The 18,606-nt window shown below is 63.8% G+C and carries 14 protein-coding genes and 1 tRNA gene; 12 read left to right on the forward strand and 3 right to left on the reverse strand.

Annotated features, from left to right (window positions below):
* The first annotated feature begins 148 nt into the window (after positions 1-148).
* The 8 genes from KUV72_RS12895 (at position 149) to ychF (ending at position 7,500) form a co-directional block, all read left to right on the forward strand.
* Positions 149-1,933, forward strand: a complete 1,785-nt coding sequence (locus tag KUV72_RS12895) for a tetratricopeptide repeat protein (RefSeq protein ID WP_261317481.1) — start codon at positions 149-151, stop codon at positions 1,931-1,933.
* A 70-nt stretch (positions 1,934-2,003) separates the two neighbouring features.
* Positions 2,004-2,618, forward strand: coding sequence for a lipoprotein insertase outer membrane protein LolB (gene lolB, locus KUV72_RS12900; RefSeq protein WP_224852063.1), 615 nt, complete (start codon positions 2,004-2,006; stop codon positions 2,616-2,618).
* A gap of 159 nt (positions 2,619-2,777) precedes the next feature.
* A complete protein-coding gene (ispE, locus tag KUV72_RS12905) occupies positions 2,778-3,659 on the forward strand; it encodes a 4-(cytidine 5'-diphospho)-2-C-methyl-D-erythritol kinase (protein ID WP_222238683.1) in 882 nt (293 codons plus the stop codon).
* 16 nt (positions 3,660-3,675) lie between these two features.
* Positions 3,676-3,750: transfer RNA gene (locus KUV72_RS12910), tRNA-Gln, on the forward strand.
* 72 nt (positions 3,751-3,822) lie between these two features.
* A complete protein-coding gene (locus KUV72_RS12915) occupies positions 3,823-4,764 on the forward strand; it encodes a ribose-phosphate pyrophosphokinase (RefSeq protein WP_206943411.1) in 942 nt (313 codons plus the stop codon).
* A 119-nt stretch (positions 4,765-4,883) separates the two neighbouring features.
* Positions 4,884-5,573 carry a 50S ribosomal protein L25/general stress protein Ctc gene (locus KUV72_RS12920; protein ID WP_222163545.1) on the forward strand — a complete coding sequence of 230 codons (690 nt, stop codon included), beginning with the start codon at positions 4,884-4,886 and terminating at the stop codon, positions 5,571-5,573.
* A gap of 127 nt (positions 5,574-5,700) precedes the next feature.
* A complete protein-coding gene (gene pth, locus KUV72_RS12925; protein ID WP_206943628.1) occupies positions 5,701-6,285 on the forward strand; it encodes an aminoacyl-tRNA hydrolase in 585 nt (194 codons plus the stop codon).
* 123 nt (positions 6,286-6,408) lie between these two features.
* The gene (ychF, locus tag KUV72_RS12930) at positions 6,409-7,500 is read left to right on the forward strand and encodes a redox-regulated ATPase YchF (protein WP_206943415.1); all 1,092 of its coding nucleotides are present in this window, start codon (positions 6,409-6,411) and stop codon (positions 7,498-7,500) included.
* Positions 7,501-7,657: 157 nt separating this feature from the next.
* Here the strand turns inward: ychF and KUV72_RS12935 are convergent, their stop codons facing one another.
* The 3 genes from KUV72_RS12935 to imuA are packed head-to-tail and all read right to left on the reverse strand — an operon-like array spanning position 7,658 to position 13,195.
* Positions 7,658-11,041, reverse strand: a complete 3,384-nt coding sequence (locus KUV72_RS12935) for an error-prone DNA polymerase (protein ID WP_222238684.1) — start codon at positions 11,039-11,041, stop codon at positions 7,658-7,660.
* Positions 11,025-12,524, reverse strand: a complete 1,500-nt coding sequence (locus KUV72_RS12940; RefSeq protein ID WP_222238685.1) for a Y-family DNA polymerase — start codon at positions 12,522-12,524, stop codon at positions 11,025-11,027. The genes KUV72_RS12935 and KUV72_RS12940 overlap by 17 nt, the downstream gene beginning before the upstream one ends.
* Positions 12,521-13,195, reverse strand: a complete 675-nt coding sequence (gene imuA, locus KUV72_RS12945; RefSeq protein ID WP_222238686.1) for a translesion DNA synthesis-associated protein ImuA — start codon at positions 13,193-13,195, stop codon at positions 12,521-12,523. The genes KUV72_RS12940 and imuA overlap by 4 nt, the downstream gene beginning before the upstream one ends.
* A gap of 340 nt (positions 13,196-13,535) precedes the next feature.
* Here imuA and KUV72_RS12950 point away from each other — a divergent pair, with 340 nt between their 5' ends.
* Genes KUV72_RS12950 through hypE form a run of 4 tightly spaced genes read left to right on the forward strand, consistent with a single transcriptional unit; the run spans position 13,536 to position 18,592 of the window.
* Positions 13,536-16,166, forward strand: coding sequence for a carbamoyltransferase HypF (locus KUV72_RS12950; RefSeq protein ID WP_222238687.1), 2,631 nt, complete (start codon positions 13,536-13,538; stop codon positions 16,164-16,166).
* Positions 16,126-16,410, forward strand: coding sequence for a HypC/HybG/HupF family hydrogenase formation chaperone (locus KUV72_RS12955; protein ID WP_222238688.1), 285 nt, complete (start codon positions 16,126-16,128; stop codon positions 16,408-16,410). The genes KUV72_RS12950 and KUV72_RS12955 overlap by 41 nt, the downstream gene beginning before the upstream one ends.
* Entirely contained in the window at positions 16,407-17,546 is a 1,140-nt protein-coding gene (hypD, locus tag KUV72_RS12960; RefSeq protein WP_222238689.1) for a hydrogenase formation protein HypD, read from the forward strand. The genes KUV72_RS12955 and hypD overlap by 4 nt, the downstream gene beginning before the upstream one ends.
* Complete coding sequence (gene hypE, locus KUV72_RS12965) at positions 17,543-18,592, forward strand: hydrogenase expression/formation protein HypE (protein ID WP_222238690.1); 1,050 nt, start codon at positions 17,543-17,545, stop codon at positions 18,590-18,592. Before hypD ends, hypE begins: the two co-directional genes overlap by 4 nt.
* Positions 18,593-18,606: the final 14 nt, after the last annotated feature.

Consider the following 18,606-nt stretch of genomic DNA (forward strand, 5'->3'; position numbering starts at 1 on the left):
TGGTCCAGTGAACCACTCCTGCAAGGCGCCCTATCCTACCATAGGGTGTGGCGAGCTCGCTCCCTTGTCGCCGCCTTAAGGTATTGACCTTTGCCAAGAGACGCCAAGCCGTTATGCTGGGATTCCTGATGGAAAAGATGATGCCTCAATGCCTTCGAACGCGCGCCAAGGAATGCCAGTCCGCACCCTGCTTGCCCTGTCGCTGACAACGTGGCTTGCCGGCTGCCAAAGCGTCTCCTATAGCCCCAGCGGCAGCGCCTATGACATGGCATCCGACGACCCGATGGCGGGCGCTCCCCCGATCACCCGGGGGCTCGACGCCGAGGGCCTGTCGACCCTGTTGATCGCGGAGATGGCTGGCCAGCGCGGCGACTATCGTCGAGCCACCGAAGGCTATCTGGCCGCCGCCGAACGCTATCGCTCGCCGGCCCTGGTCGAGCGCGCCACCCTGGCGGCACGCTTTACCGACGATACCGCCTTGATCGAACGCGCAGCGCGCCAGTGGCAGTCAGTCTCGCCAGAAGCCCCAGTGGCGGCTCAGATTCTCGGCAACCTGGCGGGCAGCCGCGGCAACTGGACAGAAGCGCTGCAGCAGCGGCTGATCGCCCCCGGGGAAGACGACATTACCCGCTTCGTCGACACCGCCCTATCCAGCGGCGCCGATCCTCAGGCGCTGGCGGCACAATTGAACGAGGCGTTGACCACCGGTCAGCGCGACGCGCGCCAACGGGACGACCTGCAGCTGGCCTTGGCCCTGACCGATTCCGCCTCGGGCAACCACGACGCGGCACAGCGGCGAATTGCCGCACTCGATGCCAGCAGCCGTAACAGCACCCAGGGACTGCTGGCGGAATCACGCATCGCTCTGGATGCAGGCCGCTACCAGCAGGCTCGCAGCACCGCACGCCGCGGCCTTGACCAATCACCGGAAGATCCTCGCTTCCTTCTTCTTATGGCGCGAGCCGACATCCGTCTGGGCAACCTGACCTCGGCCGAGGGGAACACCGACACGCTGCTGGATACCCGCGGCGACAATCCGCTGCTGCGGGTCGGCCTGGCCCAGCTCTACCTGGAAGAAGGCCATCGCGCGCCGGCCCGACGTCTGCTGCTGCCGCTGGTCGATGACCCCCAGGCGCCCAGCGCCCTCTATTTATTACTCGGCAGCATCGCCGAGCAGGAAGGCGACGTCGATAACGCCCTGCTGTACTACCGGCGAGTTCCCTCTGGGCCCGACTTCCTGCTGTCCCGTCAGCGGGCGGCCAGCATGCTGATCGAGGCCGATCGACTGCTGGATGCACGCGCTTTCCTGCGGGTCGAACGCCTGCGCCACGATGAGGCCTATACCGGCCTGGTGGTCACCGAAGTCCAGCTGCTCGACCAGCAGGGCATGAATGCCCAGGCCGAGACATTGCTCAACCGCGAACTGACCCGCACACCGGAAGACGGCGACCTGCGCTACTTCCGCGCCATGCGCGCCTGGACCGAGGGAGACATGGACACCTCGGAACAGGATCTACGCACTCTGGTCGAACAGCAGCCGGACAATGCGGTCGCCCTCAATGCCCTTGGCTACACCCTGGCAGATGCAGGCGATCCTGATGACTTCGCCGAGGCAAGACGACTGATTCAGCGCGCCTACGACCTGTCGCCGGACAATCCGGCGATTCTCGACAGCCTGGGCTGGATCGCCTATCGCGAAGGCAAACCTGAGGTCGCGCTACCCTGGATTGAACAGGCCTGGCGCCAGATTCCGGACCAGGAAGTGGCGGCCCACCTGATTGAGGTGCTGTGGGATCTTGGCGAGCGCGAACGCGCCCGCGACCTGCTCAAGCAGGCGCAGGAACGCTTCGAGGAGCGCCCGCTGATTGTCGACCTGCTGGATCGACGGCCAGAAATTGCCCCTGACAGTACCAGGCGTCTGCCGGGTAGGTGACCGCCCTCCCCCGCAACGCTCTACCTTTATTCTCATAGTGTGTCTCCCGATGACCCGCAAGGACCCCGCGATGATGCCTTCTCTACGACTTCCCGCTATCGCCCTTAGCCTTTCTTTATTGGCTGGCTGCGCCACCTCCCAGAGCGTGACCGAGCCGCGCACCGAGCGCGAAGCCGGCGACTGGGAAGCGCAGCTGTCCCAGGTGGAAGCCTTTACCGCCTGGAACCTGACCGGCAAGGTGGGACTGCGCACCCCTGAAGACTCCACCAGCGCCAACCTGGACTGGCGCCAGACGCCCTACCACTACCGCCTGCTGGTGACGGGACCGATGGGCGCCGGTCGCAGCACCCTGGAAGGCCGTGACGGCCGCGTCTCGTTGACGACCAGCGAAGGGCGCTTCGAGGCCGACAGCCCGGAAGCCCTGATGGAACAGCGCCTGGGCTGGTCACTGCCGGTGTCCAGTCTGACCGACTGGGTAAGAGGACTGCCCGCCGACAACAGCGACCACCGCATGACAGAAGATGAGCTCGGCTTTCCGGCCACCCTGGAACAGGACGGCTGGGAGATTGACTATCGTGGTTGGGAAGATGTGTCTGGTACCTGGCTGCCGCGCCGACTGGTCATGACCTACGACGACCTGCGCGCCACCCTGGTGGTCAATCAGTGGCAACCGCTCGAAGAATGACGCGCACCTTTGCTTAAGCCATGACGCAAACCATCACCCACGCCATCACCCACGCCATCGCTCGGCCTGTCACTAGGGCAGTCATGTGGGCAGTCATTCCAGCAGTCATTCGAGCAGCCGCGGCTGCTCGACGGCACGACCAGTAAAGGCAACATGGCCATGCCCCAGCCACCCACCGCCGCAGCGCGGCTGACCTTGCCCGCCCCGGCGAAGCTAAACCGCATGCTGCATATCGTCGGCCGTCGAGCCGACGGCTATCACGAGCTGCAGACGCTGTTCCAGTTCCTCGACCATGGCGACGACATTACCATCGAGCTGCGCGAGGATGGCCAGCTGGTGCTGGACGCTGCCCTCGACGGCGTTGCTCCCCAGGACAACCTGGTGTGGCGCGCCGCCAGGCTGCTGCAACAGACCAGCGGCTGCCACCTCGGCGCTACGCTCTCGGTGACCAAGCGGCTGCCCATGGGGGGTGGCCTGGGCGGCGGGAGCAGCGATGCTGCCAGCGTGCTGGCAGGACTCAACCATCTATGGGGTCTGGGCATCCCTCGCCCGCAGCTGGCTGAGCTTGGGCTCAGCCTCGGCGCCGACGTTCCGGTCTTCGTCAACGCCCACGCCGCCTGGGCCGAGGGCATCGGTGAGCGCCTGACCCCGGCGAACCTCGATACCCCCTGGTTTGTGGTCGTGCACCCCGGTATCAGCGTATCGACCCCCGCCGTCTTCACTGCGCCAGAATTGACACGGAACACCCCCGCCATTACCATGGCGCGCGCACTCAAGGGGGGAGCGTCGAGCTGGCGCAACGATTGCGAAGACACTGTCAGGCAGCGCTATCCTGACGTGGCTCGTGCCTTGGACTGGCTGAACACCCGGGCGCCGTCGATGTTGACGGGTACCGGAGCATGTGTTTTTGCCCGTCTGACGTCGGAAGCCGACGCGGTGGCGCTGCTTGAAGCAATAGAGCAGCAGCAACCGGACTGGCACGCCTTCAAGGCCAAGGGCCTGAATCGATCGCCTCTCCTCGACGCCCTGCCCGATGATTGAGGCAGGACGTTATTGCTGGGGTATCGCCAAGCGGTAAGGCACCGGTTTTTGGTATCGGCATGCGGAGGTTCGAATCCTCCTACCCCAGCCAACTTCCTTCTGAGTCCTGGACTCACTCCCCCAGACTCACACTGAAGACCCAACACAGCAAAGGTGGCTGCGCGTGTCAAAATTGATGGTTTTCGCCGGGAATGCCAACCCCGAACTCGCCCGTAAGGTCGCCGAGAGCCTGGACAGCCGGCTTGGCAATGCCACGGTCGGTCAGTTCAGCGACGGAGAGGTCGCGGTCGAGATCAACGAGAACGTGCGCGGCAAGGATGTCTTTGTCCTGCAGTCCACCTGTGCACCGACCAACGACAACCTGATGGAACTGATCCTGATGGTTGATGCCCTGCGCCGGGCCTCCGCTACCCGTATCACGGCAGTGGTGCCCTACTTCGGCTATGCCCGCCAGGATCGCCGCGTGCGCTCTGCCCGTGTACCGATCTCGGCCAAGATCGTCGCCGACATGATGGTCAAGGCGGGCGTTGACCGGGTGATGACCATGGACCTGCACGCCGATCAGATCCAGGGCTTCTTCGATGTTCCGGTCGACAACGTCTACGGTTCACCGATCCTGCTCGACGACATCGAGCGCCAGAACTACGACGATCTGGTAGTGGTCTCCCCCGACGTTGGCGGCGTTGTCCGTGCACGTGCCATCGCCAAGCAGCTGAACGCTGATCTGGCGATCATCGACAAGCGTCGTCCCCAGGCCAACCAGGCCCAGGTGATGCATATCATCGGTGATATTCAAGACCGCACCTGTGTGGTCGTGGACGACATGATCGACACCGCTGGCACCCTGTGCAAGGCCGGTGAGGCCCTCAAGGATCACGGCGCGCGCCGTGTGGTGGCCTATGCCACCCACCCGATCCTGTCTGGCCCTGCGGTGGACAACATTTCCGAGTCGGTTCTGGACGAGGTCGTGGTGGCAGACACCATCCCGCTGTCCGAAACCGCTCGTCGCAGCGGGCGTATTCGCCAGCTGAGCGTGGCCGGCCTGATTGCGGAAGCGATTCGCCGTGTCAGCAATGAAGAATCCGTCAGCGCGATGTTCCACTGAGCCTGCGAAAGGCCAGCACATTGCGCGGGTAACGCGCCCCGGTCTCCGGGGCACCTGGAACCATCGAGGTCTGGTCGCGGGCTCGGTGGCTTCCTTACTTTTAGCCAAGAGGCAAATCCATGTCTGACTACAAACTTACCGCCAACGTTCGTAACGACCTGGGGAAAGGTGCGAGCCGCCGCCTGCGTCGTGCGAACCAGCAAGTGCCTGCCATCATCTACGGTGGCGAGAAGACGCCGCAGCCCATCGCTGTGGACAAGACCGCCTTCTACAAGGCCCTGGAAGAAGAAGCCTTCTTCTCCTCCGTCATCACCCTTGAGGTAGATGGCAAGGCCCAGCAGGTTGTCGTGCGTGACCTCCAGCGTCACCCGTACAAGCCGCTGGTGACCCACGCTGACTTCCTGCGTGTCGATGCGACTCACGAGATCACCATGCGCGTACCGCTGCACGTGGTCGGTCAGGACGAGTCCAAGGCGCTCAAGGAGCAGGACGGTGAACTGCACCAGCTGGCCAACGACGTTGAAATCAGCTGCCTGCCGAAAGATCTGCCCGACTACCTCGAAGTCGACATCTCCGGCCTGGAGCTGGGCAGCACTCTGCACCTGTCCGACCTGAAGGCGCCGGCTGGCGTCACCATCGTCGAGCTGACCTACGGCGAAGACCATGACCAGGCCATCGTCAACGTGACCAAGGCCAAGGCCATGCAGTCCGACGAAGAAGCTGCCGAGGACGAAGCTGCCGCCGCTGATGCCAGCGCCGACGCTGCCGAGGAAGCGAAGAACGAAGGCGAAGAAGGCGACAAGGAGTAATCCCTGTCCGCTTGATTCAAGGGCCACTGCGGTGGCCCTTTTCGTTTTCATCGATCGCTTTGCCCAGCGTCGCGCCGCCGAGGCCCTGAGCAAAGCGCTTGCCCGCACCGCGGCCGGAGACATGAGCATGACACGGATCAAGGCACTGATTGGCCTGGCCAATCCCGGCGCCCAGTATGAGGCGACCCGCCACAACGCTGGCGCATGGCTGGTAGAGGAAGTGGCCCGCCAGGCGTCTGCCGAGCTACGCCCGGAAAAGAAGTTTCTTGGGCTTTATGCCAAGGCCTTTGTGGAAGGACAAGACCTGCACCTGCTGGTACCGACGACCTACATGAATCGCTCCGGCGCCGCCGTCGCCGCCCTTGCCAACTTCTTCAAGCTGGCCCCTGACGAGATGCTCGTCGCCCATGATGAACTCGACCTGCCCCCTGGCAGCGCCCGCTACAAGCAGGGCGGCGGCCACGGTGGACACAACGGCCTGCGCGACATCATCAGCGCACTGGGAAATGACAAGTCGTTCCATCGTGCGCGCATCGGCATCGGCCATCCGGGCAGCGCCAATCTGGTCACCAACTACGTGCTTGGTCGTCCCGGCAAGAGCGAGCGAGAGGCGATCGACGGCGCGCTGATCGAGTGCCTGGCGACACTGCCTCAGGCCCTGGCGGGCGACTGGGCCAAGGCGATGAATCGCCTGCACAGCCATTCGGCCTGACGACAGACTCCCGCGGCAGCGCTCAGCGGGTCGAGACAGGCTGTCACTCTGCCACTCGACGTCATACACTGATGCGCTTTCTGCGATGACTCGACTTCCTTCACCTTCTTTCAGGAATCACCCATGGGATTCAACTGCGGCATCGTTGGCCTGCCCAATGTCGGCAAGTCCACCCTCTTCAACGCCCTGACCAAGTCCGGCATCGACGCCGAGAACTTCCCGTTCTGCACCATCGAGCCCAATGTCGGCATCGTGCCGATGCCGGATCCGCGTCTCGATAAGCTGGCGGAGATCGTCAAGCCGGAGAAGGTCGTACCGACCACCATGGAATTCGTGGATATTGCCGGCCTGGTCGCCGGCGCGTCCAAGGGTGAAGGCCTCGGCAACCAGTTCCTCGCCAATATCCGTGAGACCCAGGCCATCGCCCACGTGGTGCGCTGCTTCGACAACGACAACGTCATCCACGTGGCCAACCAGGTCGATCCGGCGGCGGATATCGAGACCATCAACCTGGAACTGGCCCTGGCCGACCTGGATACCGTGGAAAAGGCCATCCAGCGCCTGGTTCGCGTGGTCAAGGGCGGCGACAAGGACGCCATCGCCACCAAGGCGGTGCTCGACCGCATCCAGCCTCACCTGGCAGAAGGCCAGCCGCTGCGCAGCTTCGATCTCTCTGACGACGAGAAGAAGCAGATCAAGAGCTTTGGTTTCCTGACGCTAAAGCCCACCATGTACATCGCCAACGTCAACGAGGATGGATTCGACAACAATCCTTACCTCGACGTGGTGAAGGGTATTGCCGAGGCGGAAGGCGCGGTAGTGGTGCCTGTGTGCAACCAGCTCGAGGCGGAGATCGCCGAACTCGACGACGAGGAACGCGAGATGTTCCTGGCCGAGATGGGCATGGAAGAGCCCGGCCTCGATCGCGTGATTCGCGCTGGCTACGCGCTGCTGGGTCTGCAGACCTACTTCACGGCGGGTGTGAAGGAAGTGCGTGCCTGGACCGTCAAGGTCGGCGCGACGGCCCCGGAAGGCGCTGGCGTCATTCATACCGATTTTCAGAAAGGCTTCATCCGCGCCGAAGTCGTGGCCTACGAAGACTTTGTCAGCCTCAACGGTGAGCAGGGTGCGAAGGACGCCGGCAAGTGGCGCCTGGAAGGCAAGGACTACGTGCTGAAAGACGGTGACGTGGTGCACTTCCGCTTCAACGTCTGATCCAGGCGCTATACGCTTGGGTCTGGGCTGAGCTGAGCTGAGCGGGGCCCGCCACCACTCGCTGGTGTCGAAACGCAGGCCCGGCCAGCACGATGAGCAGAACGGCACCGAGGTACGCCTCGGTGCCGTTTTTGGTAGCGCCAGAGCGAGACAGCGACTAACGAAAATCCCGCGACGTCACGCTCAGCGCCTTCCACCAGGCGCCGATATCCTCCAGGCGGCCAGCGATCACATGCACCACACTCCCCTCTCGCTCCAGGTGGCCGGTCACTCTCAGTACCTGTGCATTGAGTAACGCCTGACGTTGAGCCTTGGCGGTGTCTCGCCACACCACCACATTGATATTGCCGCTATCGTCCTCGAGGGTCACAAAGGTGACACCAGAGGCCGTACCGGGCCGCTGCCGCGTGGTCACGAGCCCAGCCACCTGAACCAGGCAGCCGTGATCCACGGTCAACAGCTGCTGGGCGGTCAGACAGCCATCGAGCCCATGGCGTTGCCCCGCCGTGGACTCACGCAGCAGCGCCATGGGATGGCGCCCAAGACTGAGCCCGAGGTGACGATAGTCCGCCTCAAGGTCATCTTGCTCAAGGGGCGGCATCAACGCCGTGCTGTCGTCATCGAGCAGCTCGGTGTCCCCCAGGGCCAGGCCTGGCTGAGGCGCCAGCAGATCCCAGCGGGCCTGATAGCGGTGTCCCGACAGACCGGCCAGGGCACCCGCAGAGGCCAGCGCCTCCCAGTCCTGTGAGCGAATCGATACACGTCGGCGCACATCGGCAAGACGGGTAAAGGGGGATCGGTCACGCTCCTCCAGAAGCGCCAGCACTGCCTCCCTGCTGAGCCCCTTCACCAGATGCAACCCCAACCGCACCGCTGGCCCTGCGGGATGCCCTGGCGCGTCCGCTGCCTCAGGGGGAGCCTCATCATCGACCTCCAGCGTCGACTCCCAGCGGCTTTGCAGCAGGTCTACCGGCCTCACCTGAACCCCATGGCGCTGAGCGTCCTGCAACAGTTGAGACGGCGAATAGAAGCCCATGGGCTGACTATTGAGCAGTCCACAGCAGAAGGCCGCGGGGTGATGGCACTTGAGCCAGGCGGACACATAGACCAGGTGGGCGAAGCTGGCCGCGTGGGACTCGGGGAAACCGTACTGACCGAAGCCTTCTATCTGGCGACAGATGGCCGCCGCGAATTCGTCGGTGTAGCCACGCTCGCGCAGGCCGGCGGTCAGCTTGTGCTGGTGCTCGGCGATGGTACCCGCCCGCCGCCAGGCCGCCATGGCGCGCCTTAGCTGGTCAGCCTCGCCACCGCTATAGCCCGCCGCCACCATGGCGAGCTTGATGACCTGTTCCTGGAAGATGGGGACTCCCAGGGTTCGCTCGAGTACCTTTCGGACATCCGCGCTGGGGTACTCGACCTGTTCCAACCCGTCCCGGCGGCGCAGATACGGGTGGACCATGTCGCCCTGGATCGGCCCCGGCCTGACGATGGCAATCTCGATCACCAGGTCGTAGTAATTCTGGGGCTTTAGCCTGGGCAACATGTTCATCTGGGCACGACTCTCGACCTGGAAGACACCGATGCTGTCTCCACGGGACAGCATGCGATAGACCTCCGGATCTTCCCGAGGAATCGCCGCGAGCGCCTCGATGGGGGTAATGACCCGGTCACCGCCATGGTCAGATGGCGAGTCGCAGTTTTCCCGCCGGGCCTGTTGCTGGCTGTGTTTTGGTTCCTGGCTCTGTTTAGGTTCGTGGCTGTGTTTCGGTGGCTGGCCCAGTAGGCCAAGGGTCTTGCGTATCGCGGTCAACATGCCCAGCGCCAGCACGTCGACCTTCAGCAAGCCCAGGCTTTCCAGATCGTCCTTGTTCCACTGAATCAGCGTGCGCTCCTGCATGGCGGCATTTTCCACCGGGACCAATTCATGCAGCGGCCCCCGAGAAATGACAAACCCACCCACGTGCTGTGACAGATGGCGTGGAAAGCCCAGCAGTTGCTCGACCAGCTCTACCAGGTGCTGACGAAGGCTGCGCGCGCCATCCTCGCTGCCCGGCTCGATCGATCCGGCCCCAGGGGAAGACGATGCCGTCACCGCGACGGGCTGAGCAAGCTCCATGCGCAACCCGGTCAACCACGCCTGTTCGCCGTCACGTCGATCCAGTCGGCTGGCAAGCCAGCTCAGGTAGCTGGGCTGAAGCCCTAGCGCCCTACCCACGTCCTTCAGCGCGCTGCGAGGACGATAGCTGATCACCGTGGCGGCCAGCCCGGCTCGCTCCCGCCCATAGCGACGATAGATGTACTGGATCACTTCCTCACGTCGCTCATGCTCGAAATCGACATCAATATCCGGCGGCTCGTCACGCTCTTCGGAAATGAAGCGCTCGAACAGCAACTGCACCTGGCGTGGATCCACCTCGGTAATGAACAGGCAATAGCACACCACCGAGTTGGCGGCGGATCCCCTGCCCTGACACAGGATGCCCTGTCCGCGGGCAAAGGCCACGATATCCTCGATGGTCAGGAAGAAGGGGGCATACTGCATCCGCTCGATCAGCGACAGCTCGTGCTGAATCTGCGCGGCAATCTCGACAGGCGTTCCATCCGGAAAGCGCTTGGCCTGTCCCTGCTCCACCTTGTGGACCAACCAACTCATGGGGGTATGGCCCTCGGGCACCAGCTCCTCGGGGTATTCATAGCGCAGCTGGCCAAGATCGAACTGGCAGCGCTCGGCAATGCGCACGCTCTCATCGAGCATGTCACGGCTAAAGCACTCGGCCAGGCGTGGCAGCGAACGCAGACAGCGCTCTGCATTAGGCTCGAGCAGGTAGCCCGCCTGCTGCACGCTGGTGCCATGACGCAGCGCCGTCAGCACGTCCTGCAGACGCTTGCGCGCAGCCTGATGCATCAGCACCCCACCGGCAGCGACCAAGGGCAGCCCAAGACGTTTCGCCATGGTGACGGTGTGGTGATGACGCACCTCTTCACCGGCATCAAAGTGGCGCAGCAGCATGACCCAGCTACGCCCAGGATAATGCTGCTTCAGCCAGGCCATGCGATAGGCACAGCGATCATCACTGCCCGCTGGGTCATACAGCAGCAGGCAATCCTCAAGCCCTGAGAGCTCCTCCCAGTCCAACCGATAATGGCCCTTGGGGGCCCTCCGTCGGGCCAGGGTGATCATCCGGCAAAGTTGCGCATAGCCCTGGCGATTCTCGGCCAGCACCACCACCGCCTGATCCTCAAAACGAAATTCCGCGCCGACTAGCAGAGTCATATCCAGATCGCGGGCGGCCTCCCAGGCGCGCACCACGCCGGACACGGAACATTCATCGGTGATAGCCAGCGCGCGATAGCCCAGGCAGGCCGCCTTCTCCACCAGCTCGTGGGGGTGAGAGGCCCCCTTGAGAAAGGTGAAGTTCGTCAGACAATAGAGCTCCGCATAGGCCAGCGGCGGCGCCCCAGAGGCTGTATGGGCTGCAGGCGCTATCCGTGGGGCAGCGTGTTCCGATGAGGGCTCGCAGTGTTCAACCGAACCAGCCATGCAGCCACCATTGCCCGGTGTGGTCACGGAAGATCCAGCCACAGCGGGCATCGCCAAATCTCACGACGTAGTAATCCCGCCGGGCCGGGGCGGCGTCCCACCAGCCACTGGCCAGGCGTTCTGGCCCGGCAAGCCACTCAAGCTGCGACAGCGCTGCCGACGACATGGCCAGCGGGGTGGGCAGCAGCCAGGCAGGACGCGGGCCCTGGGTCAACACCTGCGCCGCTGCGCGGCTGCACCGCTCAAGCGTCGAGGCTCGCTCAGGGCGATGATCCTCGCGCCAGCGAGGCTGCATGACACTGTTCTGACCAAGCCGGGTTCGCAGGCGGCTGAACAGGGCATCGGCCGTTTCTCTGGGGGGCGCCGTATCGAACAGGTCCTGGGCGGGCTGCTCCTGCTGCGTCAATTCGCTGACCTCAAGTCGCAGACGGCGCACTGGCGCATTGAGCTCACAGCGCTCCAGCCGCAACCGACATAGCTCGAGCCAGGCATCGGCAGACTGCTCTCCTCCGGCATGTCCCACCGAGATGTGCTGCTCTGCATCCCGCTGATAGAGCGTCAGCTGCAGCGACAGCGCCTTGGCACAGCGCACATGCAGAAAGCCCTCCATTTCCATCAGCAGTCGCTTCAAGGGGAACAGCAGCGCAGGCGCCAATTCGATGTCATGGTTCAACTCGAGCTCACGCTCCAGCCGCGGTGGCGGCTCAAAGACGGGCAGCAGGTCAGGCACAGCACCGGTCAGCCGCTTTAGCCATTGGGTCAGATCGGGACCCAGTCGCGAAGCCAGTGATGCCGTCGGCAGAGCCAGCAGATCGCGAACACGCTGGAAGCCTAGCCCTTGCAAACGCGCCAACTGGGCACGCGGCAGCGCCAGCTGGGACAACGACAGCTGCCCCAGCCGCCGATGATGGCCATCAACATCGGCTCCAGGGCTCTGAATACCAGTGCTCCGAACATCAGTGCCCCGAACATCAGTGCCCCGAACAGCGAGGTCCTCAACGTGTGGGCGGACGCCCCCCGCACGAGCCAGCAGCACCGCCGCCAAGGGCGTATGCCCCGTAGCGCAGACGAGATCGAGCTCCAGACCGGCCAGCTCGCTCTCCAGCCTGGACCACAGCGCGGCAAGACCACCGAAGTAATGGAGCATCGAGCCAATTTCCAGCACCACGCCCCGGGCAGGCTCGCCACCGAGGCTAGGCTCGAAACTGACACGCGCGCTAAAACGCCCCACCCACAGGGCGAGCCCTTCCAGCCGCTGTCGACATGCGGCCGTGTCCGCCGCGAACAATTGCAGCTCAGGCTCCAGGCTGAGCGCCGTGCTCACGGTCATGCCGGGCCGCACTCCTTGACGCTGGGCCTTGCTGCATACCTGCTGGACACGCTCTCCATTGGCCGATACCAGCGCCTTGGGCTGCGTGTCGCCAAGAGCCACCACGTCAAGCTCAAAGCGAGGACCATGCAGGCACAGCCATAACCCCTTCATGGCGCCCCCCTGTTCACCGGTGACAGGGACGAGGTCGGCAGATCCAAGGTGATCGTTTTTGCCGGTATGGCACCCTTGCGCTTGAAGGCCTCCACCTCAAGCCGACCATTCGCGCTGCCTCCCAGGCGCAAACGCCAGGGCGCAGCAGACCCTTGCTGGCCAAGCGATGCAGGGCGCAGCAATACGCCGACCCCGGTGCCCCCCGCCATCGCCAGTTGCAGGCGACGCAACCAGCTGCCCTGGAGGGCGCCAAACCAGCCAAGCACCAGGTCACAACAGCCACTTTTCACCACCTGTTCCATGGCCCACAGACGTTCTTTGGTGGTGCCTGTCTGAATGACATGGATCTTGGTGATACCGATGCCCGCCGCCTGCAGTGCCAGGGCATGAGGTATCCAAGGGGGATCCAGCAAGACAATCCGCTGGCTGCGGGTCATCAGTGGCGCCAGCAGGCGGATTTCACCGATACCGGGATGGTCAAGCAGCCACTCCATCAGGTCTCCACGGGGCCAGCCACCACCCATCACCTCATCCAGTGTCGCGAATCCGCTTGGCACAACCAGAGCATCCGCCTGAGAGGTCTCCCAGTCCCGCGCAGGATCACGGCCCGCGCGCCATAACGTTCCCCGTTGCATTAGTTGAGTGATGTCGACGGGGTGTGCTGCTGTCATGGCGCCCCCTCCTTGAAAGTGATGCGAGTCATGCTGAACAGAATACTGTTATTTTATACAGTATTTAAGGAATGCCAAGCGATGACGGCTTGAGACGTCGCCAAGACGTCAACGCAGTCAGCGTGACATGGGGTCTGTCGTCAGGGCTCAGCACTGCATAGGTTCCGCCGAGAAAGGCGGGACAAGAGGAGTAAGGTGAACACAGACCGTGACGCAGCTCACCGCAGCCTGGAAAAGACTGTGGAATAGTCGTGCGGAACATTTGCCTGCTGCCCGAAGGCGTACGCCAGTGACCACCACTCCCCTTCCCGCTTCCCTTCCCGCTCCCCCAGACCTTGTGATGTCAGCGTTTGAGATCAGGGTGCAGGGCTGCGTTCAGGGCGTCGGGTTTCGCCCTTGGGTATGGCAGCTCGCCACCGCTATTGGCGTGACGGGGAATGTCCGCAATGATGGCCAGGGGGTCGTGATTCGCGCTCAGGGGTCCCCGGCGCAGTTGGCGACGCTGCTGACAAAGCTCGACAGTGAGCCGCCACCGCTGGCGACCATCACAGGCATCGCATCGTCCGAGTTGACCCCAGTGGAATCGATCACCGATTTCACCATCATCGACAGTCGGCCCGGCCTGACTCGCACCGATATTGCGGCAGATGCCGCTGTCTGCGCCGCGTGCAAAGCCGAGATTCTCGATCCGATGCAGCGCCGCTCGGGCTATGCATTGACCAATTGCACCCACTGCGGCCCGCGACTGTCGATTATCCGGGCCATGCCCTACGACCGTGCCGCCACGACCATGGCGGCCTTTCCGCTTTGCGCCAGCTGCCGCCAGGAATACCGCTCCCCTGCCGATCGGCGCTTCCACGCGCAGCCCATCGCCTGCCCCGACTGCGGTCCACGGGTCTCGCTGGTGCGCCTTGATCGCGACCATGGTGTGCCCGCCACCGACCCGGGGAACCACGCTGCTATCTTTTATGGCAGCCCTGAAAGCAGCCCTGATGCCGACCCGATCATGGCCGCGGCAGAGCTGATCTGCGCGGGTCATATCGTGGCCATCAAGGGACTCGGCGGCTATCAGCTCGCCTGTGATGCCTCTCGAGAGGATGTGGTCGCACGACTGCGCCAATTGAAGCGTCGACCGACGCGGCCCCTGGCGTTGATGATGGCGGATCTCGCGATGGTCTCCCGCTACTGCCACGTCAGCCCGCGGGAGGCCGAGGCGCTAGAGAGCCCGGCGGCGCCGATCGTCCTGCTGGAGCGACGCAAGGGTCCGCCCATGTCGGCCACCGACACGCACATGTCTCCCAAAAGGCCTAGCCAGGCCCCCAACCTGGCTTTAGATATCGCCCCGAATCCGGCTCCCGACATCGCCCCGAACCTGGCTCTAGATATCGCCCCGAACCTGGCTCCAGGCCTCGACCGCCTGGGGGTGATGCTGCCGTCCACGCCCCTGCACCTGTTGCTGTTTCGACATTTCGACGTACCGCTGGTACTGACCAGTGGCAATGCCTCGGGCGAGCCGCAGCTGATCGATGATGCTCGTCTGACTGTTGCACTGGGAGCCATGGCCAGCCACGCCCTGAGCCATGATCGCGGCATCGTCAGGCGCGTTGATGACAGCCTGGTTCAGGACGCCGCGGGAGCCTTGCGCGTCCTGCGGCGGGCTCGGGGCTTCGCGCCAACGTCGCTGCCATTGCCGCCGGGGTTCGAGGATATTGGCCCTGGCCTCGCCCTTGGCCCGCAGCAGAAAGCTACGTTCTGCCTGATCGATCGAGAACGCGCCATTCTGTCGCCTCATCAGGGCGACCTGGACGATCCCGCCACCCTGGATGACTTCGAGCATAATCTGCAGGATTTTCTGAAGCTCTACGACCATCGTCCTGATTGGCTGGCCTGCGATCGTCACCCGGACTACCACACGAGCCACCTGGCCACAGCGATGGCCGCTCGCGAGGGGCTGACGATAACGCAAGTCGGCCACCACCATGCCCATATTGCCGCCTGCCTGGGCGAACATGGCCGACCACTGTCTGCACCGCCGGTACTGGGTATCGCCCTGGATGGCCTCGGCCTTGGCCTGAATGGTGAGCTATGGGGTGGAGAGTGCCTGCTGGCGGACTACCAACAGTGTCAGCGCGTGGCAGCATTGAAGGCGGTGCCGATGCCCGGAGGCGCAGCCGCCGCCCGAGAACCCTGGCGCAATCTTGTAGCCCAGTGGTTCGCCGGCCCTGGCATTGACGCCTTGCTAGGAGGCTATCCCCAACTGGAGGTGGTCAAGCGGCTTGGCGGCATACCCTTGCCAGCCCTGGTTGCCATGCTCAAGGCAGGCCTCAACAGCCCCAAGGCGTCATCCTGCGGCAGGCTGTTCGACGCCGTCGCGGCGGCACTCGAGCTGAGCTTCGAGCACCAGCATCACGAAGGCGAAGCCGCCATGGCGCTGGAAACACAGGCTGCCAGGGCACTGGCCCGCATGTCCGTGCACGACCTCAGCACCGACCCAGGCTATCCCTTCGACATTACCGTTTCTGACACTGGCGTCATGCTGCTGGACCCAGCCCCCCTGTGGCCGGCGCTATTTGATGATCTGGCCAGGGGCTGCGACCCGGCCCTCTGCGCGGCGCGCTTTCATCTGGGCCTGGCCACCGCCTTGGCTCGTGTCACCTCGACACTCTCGCAAGACCACCCTTTTGACACCGTGGCCCTGAGTGGTGGCTGCTTCCACAACCGTAGCTTGCTTGCGCTGGTCGAGCAGCGCCTTGGTGCGCAGGGCTTCAAGGTGCTGAGTCACCGCCAGGTACCGGCCAATGATGGGGGCATCGCCCTTGGCCAGGCGCTGATCGCCGCAGCACCTGCTCGCCGTCTGCCCCCACCACACTCGCCATTACACCCTTGTCTAGTGCCCGACGGCCATGACGACGACGCACAGGAGAGTACCCATGTGCCTGGGAATCCCGGGGCAGATCATCGCGATCGATGATATCGACAACCGTCTGGCCACCGTGGACGTCAGTGGCGTCCGCCGCCAGATCAACATCGCCTGCATCATCGATGATGCCCATCCGCCCGAATCCTGCGTGGGAGACTGGGTGCTGGTACACGTCGGGTTTGCCCTGAACCGGATAGACGCTGCCGCCGCGGAACGAACCCTGGCGATGCTGGACATGCTCGGTGATACCCACGAATTCGATGCCTTGATCGACAGCCAGGAGAAGCGGCAATGAAGTTTATCGATGAATTCCGCGACCACACACGAGCCCGCCAGACCCTGGAGCATATCACCACGCTGGTCGAGAAGATCTGTCGTGATCGCGCTGCCCCCCTTCGCATCATGGAGGTCTGCGGAGGCCACACCCACGCGATCTTCCACTATGGGCTGGAGGCGATGCTGCCCGATCAGCTGGAGCTGATCCACGGCCCGGGCTGCCCGGTCTGCGTGCTGCCCATGGGACGCGTCGATGACTGCCTGGCGATCGCTGAACGCCCCGAGGTCATCCTGGCGACCTTTGGTGATGCCATCAGGGTCCCGGGCTCTCGCAAGAGCCTGCTTCAGGCCAAGGCCGAAGGCGCCGACGTGCGCATCGTCTACTCGCCCATGGATGCACTGGATCTCGCTATCCGCCATCCAGAACGGGAAGTGGTGTTCTTCGGCCTGGGCTTCGAGACCACCATCCCCTCCACGGCTCTGACCATCACCCAGGCGCAGCGCCAGCGCATCACCAACTTCTCGGTGTTCTGCAACCACATCACCATCATTCCCACGCTGAAGGCCATTCTCGAGAATCCCGATCATCGCTTGGACGGTTTTCTCGGGCCGGGCCATGTGTCAATGATCATCGGCACCGAGCCCTACCGCTTCATCGCTGAACATTACCGTTGCCCGGTGGTCATCTCCGGCTTCGAGCCCCTGGACATGCTGCAATCTCTGCTGATGGTGGTGCGCCAGCTGCACGACGGCCGCACCGAGGTCGAAAACCAGTACCAGCGGCTGGTTTCCCGAGACGGTAATCCCGCTGCACTGCAGGCTGTCCACGAAGTGTACGAATCCCGCCAGTCCTGCGAGTGGCGGGGCCTGGGGCCCATCGAGGACTCCGGCATGCAGATCAGGCAGGCATACGCCGCCTACGATGCCGAGCGCAAGTTCTCGCTCCCGAACCAGCAGGTGGCCGACCCCGAGGCGCTGCGCTGTGGCGAGGTACTGACCGGCAATCTCAAGCCCTGGCAGTGTGAATTGTTCGGTAGCCAGTGCTCCCCGGAGTCCCCCTGCGGCGCCCTTATGGTCTCGAGTGAAGGCGCCTGCGCCGCTTACTTCCAATATGGCGGCCCCCGCGCAGAACAGCATGAAGAGGTCTCGCCATGAGCCACAAGCGCACTCTGGCCACGGTCAATGCAGTCTCCATCACCCAGGCCCATGGGGGTGGCGGCAAGGCCATGAAGGACCTGATAGATGATGTCTTCATCAGGGCCTTCGGCGCCCCTGAGAATACCCTCGAGGATCAGGCTCGACTGGCGCTGGAACCCCTCTGCCGTGCCGGGGATCGGCTGGCCATGACCAGTGATGGCTTCGTGGTGAAACCTCTGTTCTTTCCGGGTGGGGACATCGGCAGCCTGGCGGTCTGCGGCACCGTCAATGACCTGGCGGTAGGTGGCGCCCTTCCGCGCTATCTGTCCTGCTCGGTGATTCTGGAAGAAGGACTGCCGGTCGAAGACCTGAGACGTATTGCCCGATCCATGAAGGAAGCGGCAGACCGTGCCGGGGTCGCCATCGTGACCGGCGATACCAAGGTGGTGGAGCGCGGTGCCTGTGACGGTATCTTCATCACCACCACCGGTGTGGGGGTGATCCCTGCCGAGCGCCGCCTGAGCATCGAGCAGATTCAGGCGACAGACGTGGTCATCGTCAACGGCTGGCTGGGCGACCACGGTGCAGCGATCCTGGCCGCCCGTGGAGATCTCTCGCTGGAGACGGCTCTAGAGAGCGACTGCGCCGCCCTCAATGGCCTGGTGGAAGCACTGCTCGAGGCGGTGCCGAACACCCGCTGCCTGCGCGATGCCACCCGCGGTGGGGTCGCCACGGTGCTCAACGAGATGGCCGAGGCCTCCCAACTGTCCATCGAACTTCAGGATGCGTCCTTGCCGCTGCGCCGAGAGGTCAGGGGCATGTGCGAGATCCTGGGCCTGGACCCTCTCTATCTGGCCAACGAAGGCAAGCTGGTGGCCGTGGTACCGGCGGATCGTGCCGATGCCGCCCTGGCCGCGCTCAAGCGCCATCCCCTGGGCCGGGACGCCAGCGTGATCGGCCACGCCTACTCCGGCAAACCCGGACGGGTTACCCTGCGCACCTTATTTGGAGGCCAGCGAATCGTCGACATGCTGGTGGGTGAGCAGCTTCCCAGGATTTGTTGAGCCGCAAACGCTTG

This window comes from Halomonas sp. DP4Y7-1 (assembly GCF_019800705.1).
Lineage (GTDB): Bacteria > Pseudomonadota > Gammaproteobacteria > Pseudomonadales > Halomonadaceae > Halomonas > Halomonas litopenaei_A.

Excerpts from the sequence above, each read along its gene's own strand:
- KUV72_RS12895 (WP_261317481.1), top strand. The coding sequence starts at position 149 with ATGCCTTCGAACGCGCGCCAAGGAATGCCAGTCCGCACCCTGCTTGCC.
- ychF (WP_206943415.1), top strand. The coding sequence starts at position 6,409 with ATGGGATTCAACTGCGGCATCGTTGGCCTGCCCAATGTCGGCAAGTCC.
- hypD (WP_222238689.1), top strand. The coding sequence starts at position 16,407 with ATGAAGTTTATCGATGAATTCCGCGACCACACACGAGCCCGCCAGACC.
- KUV72_RS12920 (WP_222163545.1), top strand. The coding sequence starts at position 4,884 with ATGTCTGACTACAAACTTACCGCCAACGTTCGTAACGACCTGGGGAAA.
- imuA (WP_222238686.1), bottom strand. The coding sequence starts at position 13,195 with ATGACAGCAGCACACCCCGTCGACATCACTCAACTAATGCAACGGGGA.
- hypE (WP_222238690.1), top strand. The coding sequence starts at position 17,543 with ATGAGCCACAAGCGCACTCTGGCCACGGTCAATGCAGTCTCCATCACC.
- lolB (WP_224852063.1), top strand. The coding sequence starts at position 2,004 with ATGATGCCTTCTCTACGACTTCCCGCTATCGCCCTTAGCCTTTCTTTA.
- pth (WP_206943628.1), top strand. The coding sequence starts at position 5,701 with ATGACACGGATCAAGGCACTGATTGGCCTGGCCAATCCCGGCGCCCAG.
- ispE (WP_222238683.1), top strand. The coding sequence starts at position 2,778 with ATGCCCCAGCCACCCACCGCCGCAGCGCGGCTGACCTTGCCCGCCCCG.
- KUV72_RS12935 (WP_222238684.1), bottom strand. The coding sequence starts at position 11,041 with ATGGCTGGTTCGGTTGAACACTGCGAGCCCTCATCGGAACACGCTGCC.
- KUV72_RS12955 (WP_222238688.1), top strand. The coding sequence starts at position 16,126 with ATGTGCCTGGGAATCCCGGGGCAGATCATCGCGATCGATGATATCGAC.
- KUV72_RS12950 (WP_222238687.1), top strand. The coding sequence starts at position 13,536 with ATGTCAGCGTTTGAGATCAGGGTGCAGGGCTGCGTTCAGGGCGTCGGG.
- KUV72_RS12940 (WP_222238685.1), bottom strand. The coding sequence starts at position 12,524 with ATGAAGGGGTTATGGCTGTGCCTGCATGGTCCTCGCTTTGAGCTTGAC.